Raw genomic sequence first — 20,753 nt, 5'->3', positions numbered from 1 at the left:
CATGACAGCGAACCTGACCCTGCACGGCAGCGTCCGGGCGTTCGGCAAGGCCCAGCTGCTGTGGAAAGCCACGGGGAAAGGCGGGCTTCGGAAACTGCCGGGTGCCGGCGTTCTGACCGATGGATTCCTGATCGGCACCGTCTACCTGTCCATGGACGAATCCACCCAACACAAGGCGTATGCATGGGCCTCCGTCGACGGTGTGAGTTTCGGCTGCCAGTGCGAAACCGTCACCAAGGACATCGGCATCGCCCGGACAAGCTTCACCGCCCCCGTGTGCGCCGGCCAACAAGTCGACATCGGCGCGCAGGCCACCCAAGGTTGCGCTGCCTGGGAAGCCCAATTCACCTGGGTCCCGCTGGGCACCGGTGCAGCCCCCAAGCCCGAGCCCGGGTAACGGACTCAGGCGCCCCGCGTGAGGGCGAGCGCCGCCGGCTTCCTACCGCCCGGCCGCGGCTCAGGCTCCTCCGGGAACGCCATGACGAGCGTGTCGCCGGCCGCCCGCACCCCGGCATCGAGTTCCTCGGCCCGCTTCCGGTCGTCGTCGCCCACGTTCGCCACCACGTCGGATGCGCCTGGCGCGGATCCCCAGGTGACCTTGGACGCCAGCTCCGGTGGCAGGCCCTGCCCGTGCTGCCGTTGGAAGGCGCTGTCCGGCACCTTGTCGCGCTCCACCTGCAACGTGCCGTAGACCGCGTTGCTCTCCCGCAACGGCGTGTAGGCGGGGCGGGTGACGAAGCCCAGTTCGCGCGCCAGGGTGACCTCGCTGACGGCGACCAGCCGCCGCCGCGCCCGGTAGGTGGCGAGCGCCGCCGCCAGCGCCGGATCGCCCGGGGGCAGGCTCTCCACGTGGGCGCGCGCCAACTCGTCGGACCGCAGGTGGGCTTCGGTGGGGCGGATGAAGGCCTTGGCTCCCTCACCTTCCAGCCGCTCGGCCCAGGCCAGGGCGAGCAGGTTCCCGTGGGTGAGGATCTCCTCGTAGTCGCTGTCGTGGAAGACCACGCCGGTGGAGTCGCGCAGCACCGGGACGGTGCGCTTGACGGGCGCGGACCCGCGGGGCTGGGCGGTACCCGCCAGGAAGCGGGCCGCGTGCACGAGCTCGTGGCCGAGCAGCAGCTCGGGCGGAATGGCGACCTCGTCGACCTGGGCGATCAGGGACGGCTCGAACTCCACGTAGCCGACCGAGCCGACCCCGTTGCCACTCCGTTCGTGCCAGGCCATCAGCGCCTTGTTCCCGGACACCGCGGCGCCGATCACCACCCGCACGTCGGCGGGGGTCCCGGTCGTGGCGTAGGTCGCCGTCTGGTCCCGCTCCGCCGGGTCCGCGCCGTGGCCGGGCAGCGGAACCGCCTGGCCGAAGAAGTCGAGCAGGGCCAGCCCGTGTCCCTGCTTGGCCTCCAGCCGGCCGATCAGGCCCATCAACCGCTTGTGGTACGCCTCCGCGGTGGTGGCCGTGACGTAACTCGGGCCGAGCGGCTCCCCGGTGAGCGCGTACGACATCCGGGTATGGAGGTTCCGGAGCGCCGTGTAGACGATGCCCGGGCGGATCTCCCACCCCTCCACGGTCCGGCTCTCGGGTGAGGTCTCCTTCCTGGTCGGCAGGACGAGCTTGATCTTCTTCTCCGCACCGGGGAACACGATCTTGGTCGGCATGACCGCCATCATGCGCCCGCGAACGCCGGGCGGCCGCGGGGCCGCCGGCCGACGCTCCACTCACCTGAGGTCGGCCCTCCCTCCGACAGCCGTGTCGCCCGGGTCGCAGTAGGTGCGGAAAACGGCCCCCTCCGACTCGTCGATCCGGCGCCATTCCCCGGTGATCTCGTACCTGTCGCCGTCGACGGTCTCGCACGTGACTCTGCCGCGCACGCGCAGCGGGATCCCGGCGCCGCATTCGGTGTAAAGGTAGCCGCCGAGTTCGTCGTTGACGAGAAAGACGTTGCACGCGGCAATGGGATCCGCCGACGCCGCGGGGGCCGCGATCAGCACTCCGCCCATCCCCAGCACGGCCGCGGTGAGACCGGCGACAGCGGCCCGCGTTCTCCCCATGCGCTTCCCCTTCTTCCCTGTCCGAAAGCCCGGTGCCGATCGGCACGCGCAGGGACCAGCGGACACCGCGCGCGACAGCGGCCACAAGACCGCCCCCGGCGACTTCCCCCGGAAGAGCGAGCGCCACGACATCCCCCGGGCGCGCGACCGCTCCACCCCCCAGAGCAGGAGCAACGCACGCCCCCATCGGCGTGGCCCCGTCTGGGCGCCTTCCACGATCCCTTAGGGGGAATGTCGACCCGACCCGAAGTGGTGTGCCCAGGTCGGGGCCCCGGGGGCGGCACGGTGTTCTCGCCCGCGCACCCTTGCCGCCGCCGGAGGACACGTGAATGCGGCCTGGTCGTTGACTCGCCGAACCTTCACCGTGGCCGTCCCCCTGGTGGCGTGTTCGCTGGTCGCGTCGGCGTCCGTTCCGGCGTCCTCCTCCCGGACAGCGGGCCACGGCGACACCGGGAGATCCGCCGACCAACTCTCCCCCGCCGTGATGAGCGTTTTCCCCCAGGACGACCCGAATGACCCTTTCTACAAGAACGGGCTCCAATGGAACCTGAAGAGCGGGGCGGGAATCAACGCAAGGGAGGCCTGGAAGTCCAGCCTGGGAAGTGGGGTTGTCATCGCCGTCATCGACAGCGGCTACACGCCCCACTCCGACCTACAGCTCAGCGGCGCCGACAAGAAGTATCTACCTGGCGTCACGATCATTTCCCGCAAGAACCGGGAGAATCCGAACGGCGGCGCCTACTATTCCAATGACGCACTCGATACCGGAACCGGGCATGATGCGAATTTCTGCCGCCAGGGCGAGCGCGCGGTGGACAGCGCATGGCATGGAACGGCCGTGATGGGCATCGCCGCGGCAGCGACGAACAACGAAAAGTACATCGCCGCTGTCGCGCCGGACGCCGTCATCCTCCCCATTCGAGTAGAGGGCCCTTGTGGGATCGCCGACACCGACATCGCCACTGCCGTCCAGTGGCTCGGAGGCTATTCCGTCCCCGGACTCGACGATCTGGAGAGGAACACCCCCAAGGTCGTCAATATCAGTGTCGGCGGGGCACAGGGGGCTTGCAAGGATCACAACAAAACAGCCTTCGAGATCCTCGACCTTCTCGAGATCGTCGTCGTGCTCGCCGCCACGAACGGCGACGAACACGGCAATCCCCTGCGGGCCGGCAATACGTATCCGCTGAATTGCAGTCAGTCAGCCATTGTCGTGGGCGCGGTCGACAAGCTCGGGAATATCATGCCGGGATCCGGCAGGGGAGGCGGCGGGCGAGAGATCGACGTGGTGGCCCCTGGCGTCGCTGTCCAGACCCTCAAGAACACGGGAACGAGAGGACCGGATCGCGACACGGTCGAAGCGGACGACGGGACGAGTTTCGCCGCTCCGCACGTCGCCGGGATCGCCGCCCTCATCCTCGCCAAGTATCCCAAGCTGAAGCCTCCCCTGGTGAAGAAGGCGATCATGGAAACCGCCCGGGATGGGCAGTGCAAGGACAACGGGGGAAATCAGTGCGGTAAAGGTCTCGTGGACGCCAACGCGGCATTGAACAGGGCCAGGGAACTCAACGGGGAGAAGTAGCGACCGGACGACCCGACCGAGGCGAGAGGAAGAATCATTCACCATGGCGCTTTCCCCGACGGACCTGCGTGCGCGGATCAACGCGTCCTCCGACACGTTCACGCTGTCCGGTGCCGAGTTCGGGACGGAGCCGGGGAAGGCCCTGTTCGGCAAGCACCTTCCCGACGCCACGCTGAGCGTGAAGAACGTCAGGAACAAGGACGCGGGCGGGCTGGCCCTCGCCGGTGACGTGCGGGTCCTCAACGCCTCGGAGGATCTTCCCGCGCGGGTGGTCTTCCAGGAGGACTCCGCCGGCACGTCGGTGGCCGGGGTCCGGATCGATGTCACGCTGCGGGGCTGGACCATCCCGACCGGGCAGGTGGAGGTCGATCCCGGCGCGCTGAAGGCGCTCGGTGAGGCGGGGGTGCTCCATCTCGTGTTGGGGGTCGTGGTCCCGCGGTACGGGGAACCGGTCGCCACGGCCGGTGTGGGGCTGGACGTTCCGTTCCCCTCCGCCGGGGCGCAGGCTCGCCCCTATGTATGGGGGATGCGGCCGGAGACCGGGTTTCTGCCCTGGGTGCTCCAAGGCCCGTTCCCGCCCGTGCCCGTGGGCACGCTCGACGACCTCAAGGGGCTGGCGAAGTGGTCGGGGGGACAGGTCGGGCCGTTCGGCCTCCCCTCCGAGATCACCCCGAAGACTCTGTCGCTGACCGATCTGGCGGTGAGCTTCACCGCCTCGGAGATCCGCTCCGTCACACCCCGCGTCGCCCTCGGCGCGTCCTGGGACATCGTCGCGGGCGCGCTCAAGGTGTCGGACCTCTACGCGGAGTTCGAGATCCTTCGGGGGGTCAGCGCCCCCGCGGTCCGCGTCGGTGGCCGGATCACCGTGGCCAAGGAGCTGGTCGTCGACGTGGCGGCCAGCCTTCCCGACGGGCGGTTCCTGGGGATCGCCACCCCGGCGGGCGAGATGAAGCTGGCTCCGCTGCTCGACACGTACTTCCCCGACTCCAAGCTGCCGGGGCTGAGCGGCCTGGGCCTGAAGCGGCTGACCCTGATGGCCGACCCGTGGGGCGCGTCCCCCTCCTACACCCTCGGCCTGGAGATCACCGGCGACAGCCAGGCCGGCCCGGTCACCATGACCGACCTCTTCCTGCGGGTCGGCAGGACCAGCGCGGGCGTTACCGGGGAGCTCGGCTGCACCTGGCGGGTCGGGGACGGGGCGATGAACCTGGTCGCGCGACGATCCGGCACCGGCTGGGCGTTCTCCGGCGTCGCCTACGACCTGAGTCCTCGTGACGTCTTCCGCGCCTTCGACCTGGACGCGCCGCCCGTGTTGAAGGACCTTGAGGTCGAAAGCATCGCGGCGACGTTCACCAGCGACGACAGCAAGAAGTTCGAGCTGGAGGCGCACGCGGCGTTCCCGCTGGGCGAGGTGTCCGCCGATCTCCAGCTGAAGGCGGCGCTGTCCAGGAAACCGCCGGGCTGGGACCAGACCTACAGCGGGACCCTGGCCCTGGCCGTGCCGACGGCCGGCACCACGCCGCGGCAGCTCGTCCTGACGCTGTCGGGGAACATCGCGGAGGGTGAGTTCACCGCGTCGGTGGCCGATCCGCGGGGAGTGTCGCTGAAGGACCTCGCCACGCTGCTGGGGGTGGCGGACGAGACGGTCACCGGTCTGCTGGATCAGGCGGGGGCCATCGAGAAGGTCTCCATCGGCTACGCGACGGCGGACCGGACCTTGGTGTTCAGCGCTCGCCAGAAGGCGGGCGGGGCGCTGACGGTGGTGTCGACGCGGCCGCCCGGCAAGGACCGGTCGTGGGTGGCGCGGGTGACGGCCGCGCTCAGCCTGGGGCTGTCGGGGATCCCGCTGCTCGAGGGCCAGATCCCCGCCGGACAGGACGCCGGCCTGCGCGGGATGAGCGTGCTGGTCTCCTCCGGTTCGTTGACCGCGCGGCAGACCGCCCACCTGAACCGCGCCCTGACGGGGTGCGACCCACAGTTGGGGCTGCTGCCCGCCGCCGGGCTGGCCAAGGGAGTGTCGTACGCGGTCGACCTGTTGCTGCCCGGCACGGGGGTGACGTCCGTACTCGTCAAGCCGGACAAGAAGGCCCCGAAGGCCCTCGGCCCGGCAGACGATGCCGGTGCCGACACCGGCGCCGCCGCGCGGGAGGCCCCGCCCACGGCGCGGGTGGTGCTGGGCCGCTCCGAGCCGGCGGCTCCGTTCGTGACGTTCGGCGGCGAGACGCCGCCGACCGCCCCGACGGTGGCGTGGGTGAACGTCGAGCGCGCGGTCGGGCCGCTGTACGTGCGGCGGGTGGGGGTGAGCCTGGCCGGCGGCTCGGCGTGGGCGATGTTCGAAGCCACGCTGGGGATGGCCGGGCTCACCGTCGGTGTGCTCGGGCTCGGCATCGGGGTGCCGTTGAAGGATCCTTCGCATCCGGTGTTCCGGCTCGACGGGCTCGGCGTGGGGTACGACCGGGCACCGGTGACGATCCTCGGGGCGCTGGCCAACCGTCAGAAGTCGGGTTACGACGTCTTCGTCGAGGGGGTGCTCGCGGTATCCGTGAAGGAGTTCGGGCTGACCGCGCTGGGGGCCTACCTCCGCAGGACGAACGGCGAGCCGTCGATGTTCGTGTTCGGGCGCGCCTCGGGCAGGTTCGGCGGCCCGCCCCCGGTCCAGGTCACCGGGATCATGGCGGGTTTCGGCTACCACACCACGGTGCGCGTCCCGGACGGGGACAAGGTCCTGGACTTCCCGTTCCTCAGGAAGCTGAACTCCTCGGGTGGCGAGCAGCCACTCGACGTGCTCACGGAGCTGATGAGCGGCGGCAAGGACGCGTGGGTGCGCCCCAGCGTCGGGCAGATCTGGTTCGCGGCCGGCGCCGCGTTCCGCGTGTTCGAGTTCCTGGACTGCCAGGCGCTGCTGCTGCTCGAACTCGGCGACGACTTCGCCGTCGCCGTGCTGGGCACGGCCGACGCGCGCTTCCCCAAGACGGGTCGGCAGTACGCGAGAGCGCTCCTGGGGCTGTCCGCCACCTACCGGGCCAGCGAGGGCGTGCTGAAGCTGACGGCGCAGCTGGCCGCCGGCTCGTATCTGATCGACGAGTCGTGTGTGCTGACCGGCGGGTTCGCCCTGTACGTGTGGCTGGACGGGGCCCGCTCCGGGGACTTCGTGCTGACTCTCGGGGGCTACCACCCCGGCTTCCCGGTGCCTGCCCACTATCCGAGGGTTCCCGCGCTCGGCTTCTCCTGGGCGGTGAGCGGCCAACTGTCGATCCGGGGCAGCGCCTTCTTCGCGTTGACGCCCGGCGCGATCATGGCCGGTGGTGAGCTGCGCGTCGACTTCCACTCCGGGGACCTGCACGCCTGGCTGTCGGCCTGGGCGAAGCTGCTGATCGAGTGGGCCCCGTTCAGCTTCGACCTCGACATCGGCGTGGAGATCGGCGTCAGTTACGTCCTGAATCTCTGGCTGGTCCGGGTGCCCATCAGGGTGGAGATCGGGGCGTCGCTGCGACTGTGGGGTCCTCCGACGACGGGTGAGGTCACCGTCAAGCTGTGGTTCATCAAGTTCACCGTCGACTTCGGCCCGGGCTCCGACGCTGTCGACAAGCCCGCGCGATGGAAGGAGGTGCAACCGCAGCTACCGCCGTCCGACGGTGCCGTTCGTCTCGCGCCGACCGACGGGTTGATTCCCGCGCAGGTCGAGGACGACCGGGGACGCGAGAAGTGGATCGTCGGGCCCGGAGCCCTCTCGTTCGCCGTCCGCACCGCCGTCCCCCTCAGCGAGTTGCGTCTCGAGGGCCCCGACAAGGCGTCCGGGAAGACCCTCAAGGGCACCGCCGTGAACCTGCGGCCCTGCCGCGACGCCGGCAGGAACCTGGCCTCGGTCCTCGTGCTCACACTGACCGATGTCGCCAGCGGGAAACAGCGCAGGCTGGCCGACTGGGAGCCCACGCGGGGTGGCGAGGTGACCAGCTCCCTGCCGGCCGCGCTGTGGGGGCCCTACACCGGCAGGTTGGGCCCCACCAGCCCGTCGTCCGTGCCCAACCAGTTGACCGGCGTGGATCTGCGGATTCCGATGCCGGAACGCGGCTACTCCCCCGGAGCCGTTCCGGCCGGCACCCTGGGGTGCGACGACCGCGCACCCGATGGCGTCCTGCCGTTCGCGAAGGCCGTCTCCCGTGACCTGGTCGCGACCGGTGACGAGCCCGACCGCGTGGATGTCGAGCCGGCATCGGACTGGAATCGCTCCCGGCTCTTCGACGCCATGGAGTACCTGGGTGTCAGCCCGGGCACCAACGACGCTCCGCTGCGGCCGGACGACGTGGTGGTCGCCGGGGACACCCTGGCCGGGGGAATCTCCGTCAGCAGGAGGGTGGCCCTGCGGCCCGGTCCCCGGATCTACGCCCTGGACAGCGAGGGAGGGGTGACGACGGTCGAGACGGACAGTCTCGCGGTGTCCGACCGCGTCAGGCCCGCCCACGAGGTGAGGCTCCGTCTGCTGGCCGCGAGTGGCGAGGGAGACGTGCTGTGCGGCGTCGGCCAGGAGCGCATGGAGATCTGGGACATCACGACGGATCCGCTCGACGGCGCGGAACGTCAGGAGCACGACATGCACACGCAGTCCGAACCGCGCGGAGTCGCGATCCTGGCGGGGGGCAAGCGCGCCTGTGTCACCGGCGTCAGCGAAACCTGGTTGATCGACCTCGACGAGCGGACCAGGGAGAAGTCCTTCGGCTTCCACGGCGTGGTACCCGGTGAAGTCGCCACCGCCGAAGGCAGCCTGTGGGGCGGAAAGGCGTATGTCTTCGCGCTTCTCCCGAATACCGACCAAGGCGTCACGCATGCGAAGGGCACGGTCGCCGTCACCGATGTCACCAGCACCGCCGAGGGAGACCCTCCGTTCTTCGAACGGTTGGCCGGGCCGGATCCGTCCCACATCGCGGTGGATCCGAAGGGCCGTCGGCTCTACGTCGTCAACGATCGCCACGCGACGGTCTCCGTCGTCGACGCTCCCCTCACCGACGACGGCGAGAAGCCGCCGGCGGCGGTCCTCCCGACCGGCACGGATCCCGGCGCGCTCGCGGTGTCGCCGGACGGCACGCGGCTGTACGTCGCCAACCGGGTCGCGGGCACGGTGTCGGTGTTCGACACCTCCGACGCCAGCGCCGCGAAGATCAGCGAGGTGGGGCAGCCGGTCTGGGTCGGTTCGCACCCCGTGGCGCTGGCCGTCGGCGTCGACGGCAAGCGGCTGTTCGCCGCCCTGGCGGACCCGGTCGACGCGAAGGGGGTCCTGGCCGTGCTGGACCTCAGCGGAGCGGCCCCCGTCCTCCTGCCGGCCCGGGTGACGCTGCCGGCTCCGGCCCTGGTGCTCGCCGCGACCGCACCGCCGCATGCCTCCACCACCTGAGAGCGAGGGACGACCGTGACCTTCCCCGAGTACGTCCTCGATCCGAACTCGGATCTCGACGTGCAGTTCCTGGACTACCTGCGGCCCACGTTGCCCGCCGGCAGCTACGAGCTCACCGCCTCCCAGAAGCTGACCGACGGCAAGAGCACGCTGGTGGACGGCGGGGAGTACCTGCCCACGGAACAGCAGCCCGTGCGGCAGACGATCGAGGTGCGCGCGCCACGGTTCGGGATCGAGCCCGAGTGGCTGCACGGCTGCTATCCGCCCGACGGGTCGACCGGCCTGTACAGCGACGTGCTGCCGCACGTGACCCTGAACCGGCCGACGCTGCCGTGGGAGCGGGAACCCGCGAAGGCACCACCGGCCGGGGAGGGGCGGCCGTGGCTGGCCTTGTTGCTGTTCGGCGAGGGCGAGTTGCGCAACGACCCGCACTGCCTCGGCCAGACCGACGAGCGCACCGTCAGGCAACTGGCGGAGAAATCCTCCCGGTTGGACGAGGACAGGAACGTCACGCTGCCGTCGTTCGACACGGTCGGCAGCCCGGTTCCCGACGAGGACAGGAACCGGGTCTGCCGGACGATCCTGCTCACCCGCGCCACGTTCCGGGCGCTGGCACCGACGGAGCAGGAGTTGCCCTTCCTGGCGCACGTCCGGTTGGTCGACGAGCGGCAGCAGAAGGTGCTGCGGACGCTGGACGAGGTCGCCATCGGGGACTACGCGGTCGTCACCGCCAACCGGATTCCCCCGGCCGCCGGCGGCCGGTTCGTGGCGCATCTGGTCTCGCTCGAAGGCTGGACGCTCCCGCAGGAGAAGGACCAGTCCACCGGCGGGGACGAGCGGCTTCGGATGATCTCCCTGTGGTCGTCGGCCTTCGAGTCGCTCCCCGACCACTCGCCCGGGTTCGCCGCCCTCACGGAGCAGTTCGTCCGGCAGGGGGGAACGACGGGCGAGGGACTGCTGCTTCGGCTGCCGTCCAACGGGCTGCCGACCGTCGGTGACGAGCAGGGCGAGGTCGAACAGCGCCTGGCGGACGGCTATGTGCCGGTGTCGTGCCGCACCGAGGCGGGCAGCTCCACCTTCGCCTGGTACCGCGGACCGTTCACGCCCGCCGTTCCCCCGGCACCGCCCGAGCGGGAGCGGCGGCGCTGTGCCGCCGAGGGGCTGATCCACCTCCCGGCGTTCGGGATCTTCGACATCAGCCTGCCGGCCGCCTTCACCATCGGGCGCGGCGTCGCACTGGCCGATCGAGGCTTCTGTACCGCCCTGCTGCGGCTGCGGGGCACGTTGGCGCAGCGGGCCCTGCTTCCCGCCCCGCCGCCCGGGCTCGTCCGCGCCACCCCGAAGGCGCGGCCCGGCGGCGAGGCGGGCGAGCGGTTGGAGAGCCTGATCGGATCCGGGATGTTCGATCGGCTGGAGGCCGGGCTGCGTTCCACCGGGAACGACTGGCAGAAGACGTCCGGCGACGACCCCACTCAGGAGGTGACGCGGTTCCCCACGGCTCCCGGGCTGCCGGCGCTGACGGACGTGACCGCCCGCGACGCGCGGGACAAGCCCGCCGAGCGCAAGCGGGTCTCCGACGCCCTGGCGCCGCTGACCGGGGTGGGTGCCTTCGGCAAGGGCGCCGTGCGGCCGGCCGAGGACCTGGCCGTGGTGCGGCGTTGGCTCGGTGAGCTGATCACCCTCAACCGGGTGCCGTTCGCCCAGCTGGTCCCGGACAGCGCGATGTTGCCGGTGGAGAGCCTGCGGTTCTTCCACGTCGACCCCGAGTGGATCGAGACCCTGCTGGAGGGCGCGCTGAGCGTCGGGCTCGCCCGCGAGTTCGACCTCACCGTCGACGAGGTCCTCTGGGGCATCGGGGGCGACGGGGCGCTGCCCCGCCCCAAGAAACCCTGTGGCCTGGTGATCCGATCCCAGCTGGCGAGCGGCTGGCCCGCGCTCGAGGTCCGCCCCTACGCCGAGGCGAAGGTCACCGCGGGGGAGAAGCCGCTGCCCCTCATCCGTCGGGAGCATCTCGCCGACGACGTGCTGCTCGTCCTCTTCGACGGTGTCCCGGGGCGGGTGGAACTCCGCGAACCGCAGCAGGGGATCCACTTCGGCATCGACGAGCCCGCCACCAGCCAGGAGACCGACCCGATCAAGGGCGGCGTCATCCGCCTGCGCGACCTCGGCGCCGGCCAGCTCGGCCAGGAGAAGAAGGACGCGAAGGGCGACGCCGTGACCTTCCCCAGCCACCCGGGCCTTGGCGACTACGTCCGCAAGGACGCGGCACAGGCGTCGACGGGAGTCCTGCGGGTGGCCCAGCTCGCCCAGGCTCTCGGCACCGCGCTCGGCAAGGACACAGCGCTCAGGACCAGCGAGTTCGCCATCCAGCTGATCAACGCCGCTCAGCGTCGCACGTTCAGGCAGACCCCGTGACCCGAGGAACCCCCCATGACTGACACCGACCGGACGCTGATCGTCCCGGTGAGGCTGGACGCCCTCGCCGTCACCCCTGCCGTGCGGGCCCGAGGAGGGCATGGCTTCCGCCGCTGGCGGCCGAACTTCAGATACCTGTTCGAGCGACAGAGTCCTGAGCCGGACCCGTTCGACAACGAGATCCCCTGGTACGTCCCGGGGAACGACGAACCCAACGCCCGGTACGACGGCGTCTACGTGCGCTGGGAGGTCCCCGAAGGACTGCGCCACGGCCGCCCCCGCACCCCGGGCGGCCCCAGCGAGTTCCCGCTCGTCCCCAACCGCTGGCTCGTCATCCGCCACGCCAAGCAGACCGGCAAGGCGGCCACGGTCGACGGGTGGGTGGTGGAGAGCGACTACCTCGACCAGAACGGCACGTCCGCGGCCATCCACCCGGTCCGGGGCACCGTCGCCGACGAGACGACCACGCCCTACCGCACCAGCGTCACCCCCACCGGCCTCGGCCGCAGGCTGCCCATCGGCCCCGGCGGAACGCCCTGGAGCGAACCGGCCCTCACCAGCCCCAAGCGGAAGGAGATGTTCCTGACCGCCGTCGGGCCGGGGCTGGTCACCTTCCACGTCTTCCAGCCCTACCACCAGGACGTCTTCTCGCTGCACGACCCCCTCACCGGCCTGGACAAGGCCACCGTCGCCTACCAGGTCGCCGGTTGGCACTCCGACCCCGGCCAGGAGGAGCTCACCCGGCTCCTCAAGGGCAAAACGCCGAACGGCAAGGACAGGACCCTGGACGAGGCACTGGCCCAGCTCGGCTGGAAGACCGGCGCCACAGCCCCGGGCTGGACGCCGACGTCCACGCTGTACTGCGGCCGCACCGCCGGCCTGGTCTGGGACCGCTCCGCCGCGACACCTCCCGCATCCGACCGGCCCGACCTGGCGAACAAGCCGACGAACGACCCCGGCATCGCCTTCGGCAGCGGAGCCGCCGAGGCCGCCGCCACCCTGCTCACCCGCGCCCTCACCACGAAGGACGGCAAGTCCGCGACCACGCCGGGCGACGGCCTCGTGCTGCATGCCCTGGCCGCCGGCGTGCTCGACACCCTCGACGGCCAGGACGGCGCCATCCTCACCGCGCAGGCCATGCACCGCGGCTGGTTCGAACAACGCCCCGGCGGCTACCTCTGGCGCCTGATCGCCACCGACGACCGCGGCAACACCTCCCGCGGCAACCCCGTCACCTGGTCCGGCGGCTCGAAGGACGCCGAAGCGAAGCTGGCGGCCCTCAACAAGACCCAGGACACCTACGACCGGGAGAAAAGGGAGCTCGCCGCACTCCAGAGCCGCCTGTACGCGCTGTGGTGGTTGGCGGACCGCCCCAAGGTCCCCGACCAGACCTACCGCGCCACGCTCCGGAAGGAGATCGACCCCGCCAGGGCCGGCACCCTGGCCGCCGAGGTGAAGACGCGACAGGACCGGGTCGGCGCGCTGCTCAAGGACCTCCCCCACGGCGACGACGAGACGGCGCTCGCCACCTCCATCACCTCCTACCTCAAGGACAGGAAGTTCCCCGCCGGGTACGACCTCCGCCGAGAACCGCTGCCCCCCTTCCACGCGCCCAACGACCCCAGCGTCGTACTGGCCGGCGCCAACAGCCACCAGCCCCGGGACAGCCGCGCCGGGGACGCACCCGTCACCTGCCGGCTCCCCAAGGAGATCGGCGGCAGCGTCACACCCGGAGCGAAGTTCCCCGCGCCGTTCGACACACTGGCCAAGGGCGGACTACCCGACCTCGTCTCCGCCCTCATCGGGGAGTTCGCCGACCTGCTGGCCAAGCCCAAGGACAGCAGCCCGCTGCTCCCCACCTGGCGGCAACCGTGGAAACCCCTGTTCCACCAGTGGGAGTTCGCCCACTGGCCCGTCCCCTACGGCTCACCGGCGAAGCCGAACTGGACCTTCGACGGCGGCCGCTACCGGTGGGCGGACGGCGCCGCCGATCCCTGGCGTTCCGTGAAGGGCCGCCAGTTCCTCGTCCCGCTCCCGGCCCACCTCCTCGACAGCCGACTCCAGGACCGGGCGGCCGGCCATCCGGTCGCCGACCCCGACGGCTTCGGGAAGGCCGCCGCCGCGACCGCGAAGCTCGACATGCTCTCCCAACGCGCCGACGGCCTCACCGACGCCCTCGCCAAGCGGGACACCAGCGCCCACCTCGCCCCGCCCCAGGCCATCGGCCGACTCGTCGAGGACCAGTACCACTTCCTGCCCAACCCGGGCCCGCTGCCCGTTCGCGAGAACGACCAGACCACGTGGCAGCCGTCCGGCTTCACCCAGATCCGGGCCGGCCAGCTCGCCCTCCTCAGGCTCACCGTCATCGACGAGTTCGGTCAGAACCTGGACTTCGTCCTCCGCGGCGACGCCAGGTACCTGCTGGCCCATCCGGCCGACAGCCTCGCCCCGGGGCCCAGGTACGCCGACAACCAGCTCAAGGACCGCCTGGTCCAACTCCCCCCACGCCTCCACCAACCGGCCCGCCTCCGCTTCGACTTCGTCGACGAACACGACGACACCCGACCCGTCGACCTCAACGGCGGCACCACCCCGGTCTGCGCCTGGCTCGTCCCCAACTACGTGGACCACTCCCTGCTCTGCTACGCCCCCACCGGCGAGGCCCTCGGCGAACTGTGCCTACGCCGCACCGCGGGCAGCGGCGGGACGACCACCACGGACGTGCGGTGGGCCGCACTGCCCGACTCCGCCGTCCACACCCTCGACGACCTCAGGACGCCACGCCCCCACCTGCACGCCTTCGCCACCGCCTACACGGCGGGCGCGCTGCTTGGCGCCCTGGTCGTCGCGCGGTGGCGCCCGAGGTCCCCCGGCTGGGTGGCGCTCGCGGGCCTGGCCGCCTACGGTCTCGCCCCGCTCGGCCTGCTGCTGCCGGTGCACCCGGCCCTGGTGGTGGCCGCCTACGCGGCGGCGGGCGTGGGCATCGAACTCTTCAACGTGCCCTGGTTCACCGCGACGCAGCGAGAGGTGGAGCCCCGGCTGCTGGCGCGCGTCTCCTCGCTCGACTTCCTGGTCTCCTACGGTCTCGCCCCGCTCGGCCTGGTGCTGATCGCCCCCGCGGCCGACGCGTTCGGGCCCGGTCCGGTGCTCGGCGTCTGCGCGGCGGTCTGCTTCCTGGCCCCGGCGGCCGCCGCCCTCGTGCCCTCCGCCCGGCGCTTCTCCCGGCGGTAGGTGACCGGATGGTGATCATCCGACCATTGACGGAGTCGGCGACGCGCTGCCACTCTACTTGCAAATGATTTCCATGAGCAGTTCGCCGCCCTCCGTCGGCGCACCTCCCGACACCGCGGGAACCGCGGCGGCCGGCCGCGGCCTCCTCCTTCCCGTCCTCGTCCTGCTGGCGGCCCTGCTGGCCTCGATCGTGCTCGCCATCGGGCTCGGCTCCGCCGTCGTCCCGCCGGCCGACACCACCCGCTACCTGTGGGCGGCCCTGACCGGCGGCACCATCCCGGCCGACGAGCTGACCAGGTACCAGATCATCTGGCAGGTCCGTACGCCGCGCGTGCTGCTGGCCGCCACCGTGGGGGCCGGGCTCAGCGTGGTCGGCGTCGCCGTCCAGGCGCTGGTGCGCAACGCGTTGGCCGACCCGTTCGTGCTGGGCGTCTCCTCGGGGGCCTCGGTCGGCGCCGTCGCCGTCACCGTCTTCGGCGTCTTCTCCTCGTTCGGGATCCACGCCCTGTCGGCGGGTGCCTTCGCCGGCGCGCTGGGCGCCGCCGCCCTCGTCTACGCCGCCTCCCTCAGCCGCGCGGGACTGACCCCGCTGCGGCTCGTGCTCACCGGGGTCGCCCTCGCCTACGGCTTCCAGGCCGTGATGAGCGTGCTGGTCTACCTGGTGCCCGACGGCGAGGCCACGCACACCGTGCTCTTCTGGACCTTCGGCGGCTTCGGCGCCGCGACCTGGGGCTCACTGCCGCTGGTCGCGGCGATCGTCGTCCTCGGCACCCTCGCGCTGCACCGCTTCGCCCGCTCGCTCGACGCCATGGCGCTCGGCGACGAGACCGCCGCCAGCCTGGGCGTCGACCTCGCGGCCGTGCGCCGCGCGCTGTTCGTGCTCACCGCCCTGATGACCGGCGCGATGGTCGCGGTCAGCGGGGCGATCGGCTTCGTGGGCCTGGTCATGCCGCACCTGGTCCGCATCCTCGTCGGCGCCCGACACGCCCGGGTCCTGGTGCTCGCGCCGCTCCTCGGCGCGGTGTTCGTCGTCTGGGCCGACCTGGTGGCCAGGACGCTCGCCGCGCCCCGGGAGCTGCCGCTCGGCGTCGTCACCGCGCTCGTCGGCGTGCCCGTCTTCGTCACGCTCATGCGGCGCCACGGATACCTGTTCGGAGGCCGCTGATGGCCGACTCCCCGCCCCGCCCGGCGCCCGCGCCGGCGCGCCTGCGGCTCGACGGCCTCCACGTCGCGATCGACGGCCGGTCGCTGGTGCGGGACCTGTCCCTGGAGGCCGGCGCCGGGCGCGTCACCGGCCTGGTCGGTCCCAACGGCAGCGGCAAGTCGACCGCCCTCCGCTGCGTCTACCGGGCGCTCGCCCCCACCCGCGGCGCCGTCCGGCTCGACGACCGCGACCTGCTGGCGCTGCCCCGCCGCGAGAGCGCCAGGTCCGTCGCGGCCCTGACCCAGGAGAACGGCTCCGAACTCGACTTCACCGCCCGGGAGATCGTCGCCCTCGGCCGCACCCCGCACCTGCGCGGCAACCAGGCCCCCGGCGCCCGCGAGCGCGAGCTGTGCCGCCGGGCCATGGCCGACCTCGACGTCCTCCACCTGGCCGACCGCGGCGTGCTCACTCTCTCCGGCGGCGAGCGCCAGCGCGTACTGGCCGCCCGCGCGCTGGTGCAGGAACCCGCCGTCCTGGTCCTCGACGAGCCCACCAACCACCTCGACATCCGCCACCAGATACGGCTCCTCTCGCTGCTGCGCCGCACCGGAACCACGGTGCTCGTGGTGCTGCACGACCTCAACCTGGCCGCCGCCGCCTGCGACCGGATCGGCGTCCTCGCCGACGGCACCCTCGTCGCCGCCGGCACGCCGCGCGAGGTGCTCACCCCGGAGCTGGTCCGCGACGTGTTCGGCGTCGACGCCACCGTCGTCCCGCACCCGCTGACCGGCGACCCCCAACTCCTCTACTCCCTCGAACACCCCCCGGAAGGACGACCATGACCACCCGTATCCGACGCGGCCGGCTCGCCATGACGGCCCTCGTCGCCTCGACCCTGCTGTTGCCCGCCTGCGGCGCCGAGGTCGAGCCGGACGACGACGGCGCCGGCTCCGCCGGGGCGGCCGGGACCGTGACCGTGGAGCGCTGCGGCCAGGAGGTCGAGTACCGGCGCCCCGAGCGGGCCGTCGTCTACGAGGGCGGCAGCGCGGACAAGATGTTCGCCCTCGGCCTGACCGAGCACGTCCTCGGCTACGTCATGCCGCCGGCCAACCCGCCGGTCGAGGAGTCGCCGTGGGCCGACGAGTACGCCCGCGTCGAGATGCTCAGCGACGACCTGCTCAACCGCGAACTCGTCGTGGACGCCCGGGCCGACCTCGTCGTCGCCGGCTGGCGGTCCGGGTTCAGCGAGGAACGCGGCATCACCCCGGAGATCCTCGACGGCCTCGGCATCCAGAGCTTCATGCACAGCGAGACCTGCTACAACTACCCTGGCCACCCGGCGGAGTTCACGCCCTTCGAGGGCCTCTACCACGACCTGGAGCTGCTCGGCCGGGTGTTCGGCGTCGAGGACCGGGCCGCCGAGGTCGTCGCCGGCCTGCGCGAGCGGGTCGCCGCCGTGGCGGACCAGACGCCCGACGGCCGGCGGCCCCGGGTCTTCGTCTACGACTCGGGCACCGAGCAGCCCTTCACCTCGGGCAACCAGGCCCCACCCCACGAGATCATCGAGACCGCCGGCGGCGAGAACGTCTTCGCCGACCTGAGGGACCGCTGGACCACGGTCGGTTGGGAGGCGGTGGTCGAGGCCGAGCCGGAGGTGATCGTGGTCCTCGACTACCAGGACCAGCCCGTCGAGGAGAAGATCGAGTTCCTGCGGACCTCTCCCGTCACCTCGCGGCTGCCCGCCGTCCGCGAGGACAACTTCTACGTCCTCGACTACAACGAGGCGATCAGCGGCCCCCGCGTCGTGGACGGCGCCGAGGGGTTCGGCGAGTACCTGCGCACCGCGGACCTCGGCCTCTCCTAGGACCTGGCCGCCCGGGGGCGGGACGCGACGCGCCCCGCCCCCGGTCCGGCCGGGCCGATCAGGACGCGGACAGCTCACCGCGCACGGTGCGCGCCGCCGTCACCAGGCTCTCCAGGGAGGCCCGGGTCTCGGCCCAACCGCGGGTCTTCAGGCCGCAGTCCGGGTTCACCCACAGGCGCTCGGCCGGGATGGCCCGCAGGCCGGTGCGCAGGAGGTCGGCGGCCTCCCCGGCGCTCGGCACCCGGGGCGAGTGGATGTCGTAGACGCCGGGGCCCGCCTCGCGCGGATAGCCGTGCGCGGCGAGCTCCCTGGCCACCTGCATGTGCGAGCGGGCGGCCTCCAGGCTGATGACGTCGGCGTCGAGGTCGTCGATGGCCCGCACGACGTCGCCGAACTCGGCGTAGCACATGTGGGTGTGGATCTGGGTGTCCGGACGCACGCCGCCGGTGGTGAGCCGGAACGCCTCCGTGGCCCACGCCAGGTACCCGGCCCGGTCGGCGGCCCGCAGCGGCAGCGTCTCGCGCAGCGCCGGCTCGTCCACCTGGATCACCGAGGTTCCCGCCGCCTCCAGGTCGTTCACCTCGTCGCGCAGGGCGAGTGCCACCTGGCGCGCGGTGTCGCCGAGCGGCTGGTCGTCGCGGACGAACGACCAGGCGAGCATGGTCACCGGACCCGTGAGCATGCCCTTCACCGGGCGGGCGGTGAGGGACTGGGCGAACGTCGTCCAGCGCACCGTCATCGGCTCGGGGCGGGAGATGTCGCCGGCCAGGATCGGCGGCCGGACGTAGCGGGTGCCGTACGACTGCACCCAGCCGTGCCGGGTGGCGAGATAGCCGGTGAGCTGCTCGGCGAAGTACTGCACCATGTCGTTGCGTTCTGCCTCGCCGTGCACCAGCACGTCGAGACCGGCCCGCTCCTGGAAGGAGACGACCTCCCGGATCTCGGCCCTGATGCGCTCCTCGTAGCCCGCGGTGTCGAGGCGGCCGGCGCGCAGGTCGGCGCGGGCGGTGCGCAGTTCGCCGGTCTGCGGGAAGGAGCCGATGGTCGTGGTCGGCAGCAGCGGCAGGCCGAGGTGGGCGCGCTGGGCGGCGGCCCGCTCCGGGTAGGGCTCGGGGCGGCGCGCGTCGGCCTCGGTCACCGCGCCGGCCCGGGCCCGGACGGCCGGGTCGCGGGTGATGGGGGAGCCGGCCCTGGACGCCAGGTCGGCCCGGTTGGCGGCGAGTTCGGCCGCGATGGCGTCGGTACCGTGGGCCAGGCCCCTGGCGAGGGTGACGATCTCGGCGGACTTCTGCCGGGCGAAGGCCAGCCACCGCACGATCCCCGGGGCGATGTCCCGCTCGGCCGCCGCGTCCAGCGGGACGTGGAGGAGGGAGCAGGAGGCGGCGACGTCGACCCGGTCGGCCAGACCGAGCAGGGTCCCGAGGGTGGTCAGCGACCTCGCCAGGTCGTTGATCCAGACGTTGCGGCCGTCGACCACTCCCGCGACCAGCCGCCTGCCCGGCAGCCCGCCGACCGCCGCCAGCGCGTCGAGGTTGGCCTCGGCGGCACCCGTGAAGTCCAGGGCGAGCCCGTCGACCGGGGCCTCGGCCAGCACCGGCAGGGCGTCGCCGAGCCGGTCGAAGTAGGAGGCGACCAGGAGCCTGGGCCGGTCGGTCCGGGTGCCGAGCCCGCGGTAGGCGCGCGCCGCCGCGTCCAGCTCGTCCGGGGTGCGGTCCTGGACCAGCGCCGGCTCGTCCAGCTGCACCCACTCCGCGCCGGCCGCGCGCAGGTCCGCCAACACCTCGGCGTACACCGGCAGCAGGCGGTCGAGCAGGGCCAGCGGCTCGAAGTCCGCCGGCGCGCCGGGCGCCGGCTTGGCGAGCAGCAGATAGGTGACGGGACCGACGAGGACGGGACGGGCCGTCAGGCCGAGGGCCAGGGCCTCCCGGAGCTCGCCGACCTGCTGGGTGGAGTCGGCGGCGAACACCGTGTCCGGGCCGAGCTCGGGGACCAGGTAGTGGTAGTTGGTGTCGAACCACTTGGTCATCTCGAGCGGCGCGACGTCCTGGGTGCCGCGCGCCATGGCGAAGTACCCGTCCAGCGGGTCGGCGGCGACGGCGCCGCGGTGCCGGTCGGGGACGGCGCCGACCATGACGGTGGTGTCCAGGACGTGGTCGTAGAAGGAGAAGTCGCCGGTCGGTACCTCGTCGACGCCGGCCTCGGCCAGCCGCCGCCAGTTGGTACGGCGCAGTTCGGCGGCGGTGGCCCGGAGGGCGTCGGCGGTGACGCGGCCCTTCCAGTAGCCCTCGATCGCCTTCTTCAACTCCCGGCCCTGTCCCTGGCGGGGGTAGCCGTACACGGTGGCCCGTGCTGCCGCGGTTGCGGGCTTGCCGGCTGCGGGCTTGCTGGTCATGGAGATCTCCTTCGCGAGACGATTCCCTGAGATCCCGGCGACGGGAACGAGAACGCGAAGGGGTAGGCAACCGGACGGCACGGCCCGTGCCTACGCCGACCCGCCCTCGAGGTCACCGGGATGTCCGCGCACGGGTGGTCCGCGCACGGGCAGTTGGCAGGTCTTCGGACTCGCGGGCCCGCCCTCCGATCCGGAGGACACCTACTGGCCGTCGCTTCCCAGGCCCCGTTCGTCGGGCCCAGTGCGTATGACGGCGGTCGTTCCCACTCACCGCTGCGGGGCAGTCCCGGATTCCCACCGGGTTCCCTCTTGCGACGCCTCCCGCCTGGCGGACGGGGCGAACCAGCTGCGGGAGCAGCCTACGGGGCCGGCCGGCGACCCGGCGCACCCCGTCCGTCATCCGGAAGACGTCCGCGCCCGCGCCGTGCCGGGGAAGGTCACGGGCAGGTGGGCGACCCCGCCGATCAGGGAGCCGTTGAGGAACGGCAGTCCGGTGACGGGCCGGGCGATCGTGAGGTCGGGGTGACGGCGGGCCAGGGCCAGAAAGGCCGTGCGCAGTTCGAGCAGGGCGAGGCCGGCGCCGACGCAGCGGTGGGGGCCGTGGCCGAAGGCCAGGATCGGGCCGGGTGCGCGGGTGATGTCGAAGGTGTGGGGGGCGGCGAAGACGCGGGGGTCGCGATCGGCGTGGGC

Annotated in this window: 11 protein-coding genes, 1 pseudogene and 1 riboswitch; of the genes and pseudogenes, 8 read left to right on the top strand and 4 right to left on the bottom strand. The window is 72.2% G+C overall.

Annotation, left to right across the window (positions count from 1 at the left end):
* The first annotated feature begins 1 nt into the window (after window position 1).
* Window positions 2-397 carry a hypothetical protein gene (locus E1283_RS05235; RefSeq protein ID WP_132816684.1) on the top strand — a complete coding sequence of 132 codons (396 nt, stop codon included), beginning with the start codon at window positions 2-4 and terminating at the stop codon, window positions 395-397.
* Window positions 398-402: 5 nt separating this feature from the next.
* Here E1283_RS05235 and E1283_RS05230 read toward each other — a convergent pair whose 3' ends face one another.
* A complete protein-coding gene (locus tag E1283_RS05230; protein ID WP_132816683.1) occupies window positions 403-1,653 on the bottom strand; it encodes a type III secretion system effector protein in 1,251 nt (416 codons plus the stop codon).
* Between the two features lie 60 nt (window positions 1,654-1,713).
* Window positions 1,714-1,986, bottom strand: coding sequence for a hypothetical protein (locus tag E1283_RS05225; RefSeq protein ID WP_132816682.1), 273 nt, complete (start codon window positions 1,984-1,986; stop codon window positions 1,714-1,716).
* Window positions 1,987-2,530: 544 nt separating this feature from the next.
* Between E1283_RS05225 and E1283_RS05220 the strand changes: the two genes are divergently transcribed.
* From E1283_RS05220 to E1283_RS05190, 7 genes and pseudogenes are all read left to right on the top strand, one after another.
* Window positions 2,531-3,628 (top strand): S8 family serine peptidase, encoded by a 1,098-nt coding sequence (locus E1283_RS05220; RefSeq protein ID WP_132816681.1) that lies wholly within the window; start codon window positions 2,531-2,533, stop codon window positions 3,626-3,628.
* 43 nt (window positions 3,629-3,671) lie between these two features.
* Window positions 3,672-9,017 carry a DUF6603 domain-containing protein gene (locus E1283_RS05215; protein WP_132816680.1) on the top strand — a complete coding sequence of 1,782 codons (5,346 nt, stop codon included), beginning with the start codon at window positions 3,672-3,674 and terminating at the stop codon, window positions 9,015-9,017.
* A gap of 15 nt (window positions 9,018-9,032) precedes the next feature.
* Window positions 9,033-11,432, top strand: a complete 2,400-nt coding sequence (locus E1283_RS05210; protein WP_132816679.1) for a hypothetical protein — start codon at window positions 9,033-9,035, stop codon at window positions 11,430-11,432.
* A gap of 2,790 nt (window positions 11,433-14,222) precedes the next feature.
* Window positions 14,223-14,663 (top strand): annotated as a pseudogene (locus E1283_RS05205) (MFS transporter); the annotation flags it as partial.
* Between the two features lie 73 nt (window positions 14,664-14,736).
* A complete protein-coding gene (locus E1283_RS05200) occupies window positions 14,737-15,828 on the top strand; it encodes a FecCD family ABC transporter permease (RefSeq protein WP_243744603.1) in 1,092 nt (363 codons plus the stop codon).
* The gene (locus E1283_RS05195; protein ID WP_132816677.1) at window positions 15,828-16,649 is read left to right on the top strand and encodes an ABC transporter ATP-binding protein; all 822 of its coding nucleotides are present in this window, start codon (window positions 15,828-15,830) and stop codon (window positions 16,647-16,649) included. The genes E1283_RS05200 and E1283_RS05195 overlap by 1 nt, the downstream gene beginning before the upstream one ends.
* Window positions 16,646-17,671 (top strand): ABC transporter substrate-binding protein, encoded by a 1,026-nt coding sequence (locus tag E1283_RS05190; RefSeq protein ID WP_132816676.1) that lies wholly within the window; start codon window positions 16,646-16,648, stop codon window positions 17,669-17,671. The genes E1283_RS05195 and E1283_RS05190 overlap by 4 nt, the downstream gene beginning before the upstream one ends.
* A 58-nt stretch (window positions 17,672-17,729) precedes the next feature.
* Here the strand turns inward: E1283_RS05190 and metE are convergent, their stop codons facing one another.
* Entirely contained in the window at window positions 17,730-20,063 is a 2,334-nt protein-coding gene (gene metE / locus E1283_RS05185; protein WP_132816675.1) for a 5-methyltetrahydropteroyltriglutamate--homocysteine S-methyltransferase, read from the bottom strand.
* 138 nt (window positions 20,064-20,201) lie between these two features.
* Window positions 20,202-20,425: riboswitch (cobalamin riboswitch) on the bottom strand.
* A gap of 34 nt (window positions 20,426-20,459) precedes the next feature.
* Window positions 20,460-20,753 (bottom strand): cytochrome P450 (locus tag E1283_RS05180; RefSeq protein WP_132816674.1); only part of this gene is annotated, 294 nt, incomplete at its 5' end.

Origin of the sequence: Streptomyces hainanensis, assembly GCF_004348415.1 — a bacterium.
Classification (GTDB): domain Bacteria; phylum Actinomycetota; class Actinomycetes; order Streptomycetales; family Streptomycetaceae; genus Streptomyces; species Streptomyces hainanensis.
The sequence above is the reverse complement of the archived record's forward strand: the minus strand, read 5'-3'. Positions and strand labels throughout refer to the sequence as shown.

Coding starts and splice junctions, on each gene's coding strand:
- E1283_RS05235 (WP_132816684.1), top strand. CDS start 2: ATGACAGCGAACCTGACCCTGCACGGCAGCGTCCGGGCGTTCGGCAAG.
- E1283_RS05230 (WP_132816683.1), bottom strand. CDS start 1,653: ATGCCGACCAAGATCGTGTTCCCCGGTGCGGAGAAGAAGATCAAGCTC.
- E1283_RS05220 (WP_132816681.1), top strand. CDS start 2,531: ATGAGCGTTTTCCCCCAGGACGACCCGAATGACCCTTTCTACAAGAAC.
- E1283_RS05215 (WP_132816680.1), top strand. CDS start 3,672: ATGGCGCTTTCCCCGACGGACCTGCGTGCGCGGATCAACGCGTCCTCC.
- E1283_RS05200 (WP_243744603.1), top strand. CDS start 14,737: ATGAGCAGTTCGCCGCCCTCCGTCGGCGCACCTCCCGACACCGCGGGA.
- E1283_RS05195 (WP_132816677.1), top strand. CDS start 15,828: ATGGCCGACTCCCCGCCCCGCCCGGCGCCCGCGCCGGCGCGCCTGCGG.
- E1283_RS05190 (WP_132816676.1), top strand. CDS start 16,646: ATGACCACCCGTATCCGACGCGGCCGGCTCGCCATGACGGCCCTCGTC.
- metE (WP_132816675.1), bottom strand. CDS start 20,063: ATGACCAGCAAGCCCGCAGCCGGCAAGCCCGCAACCGCGGCAGCACGG.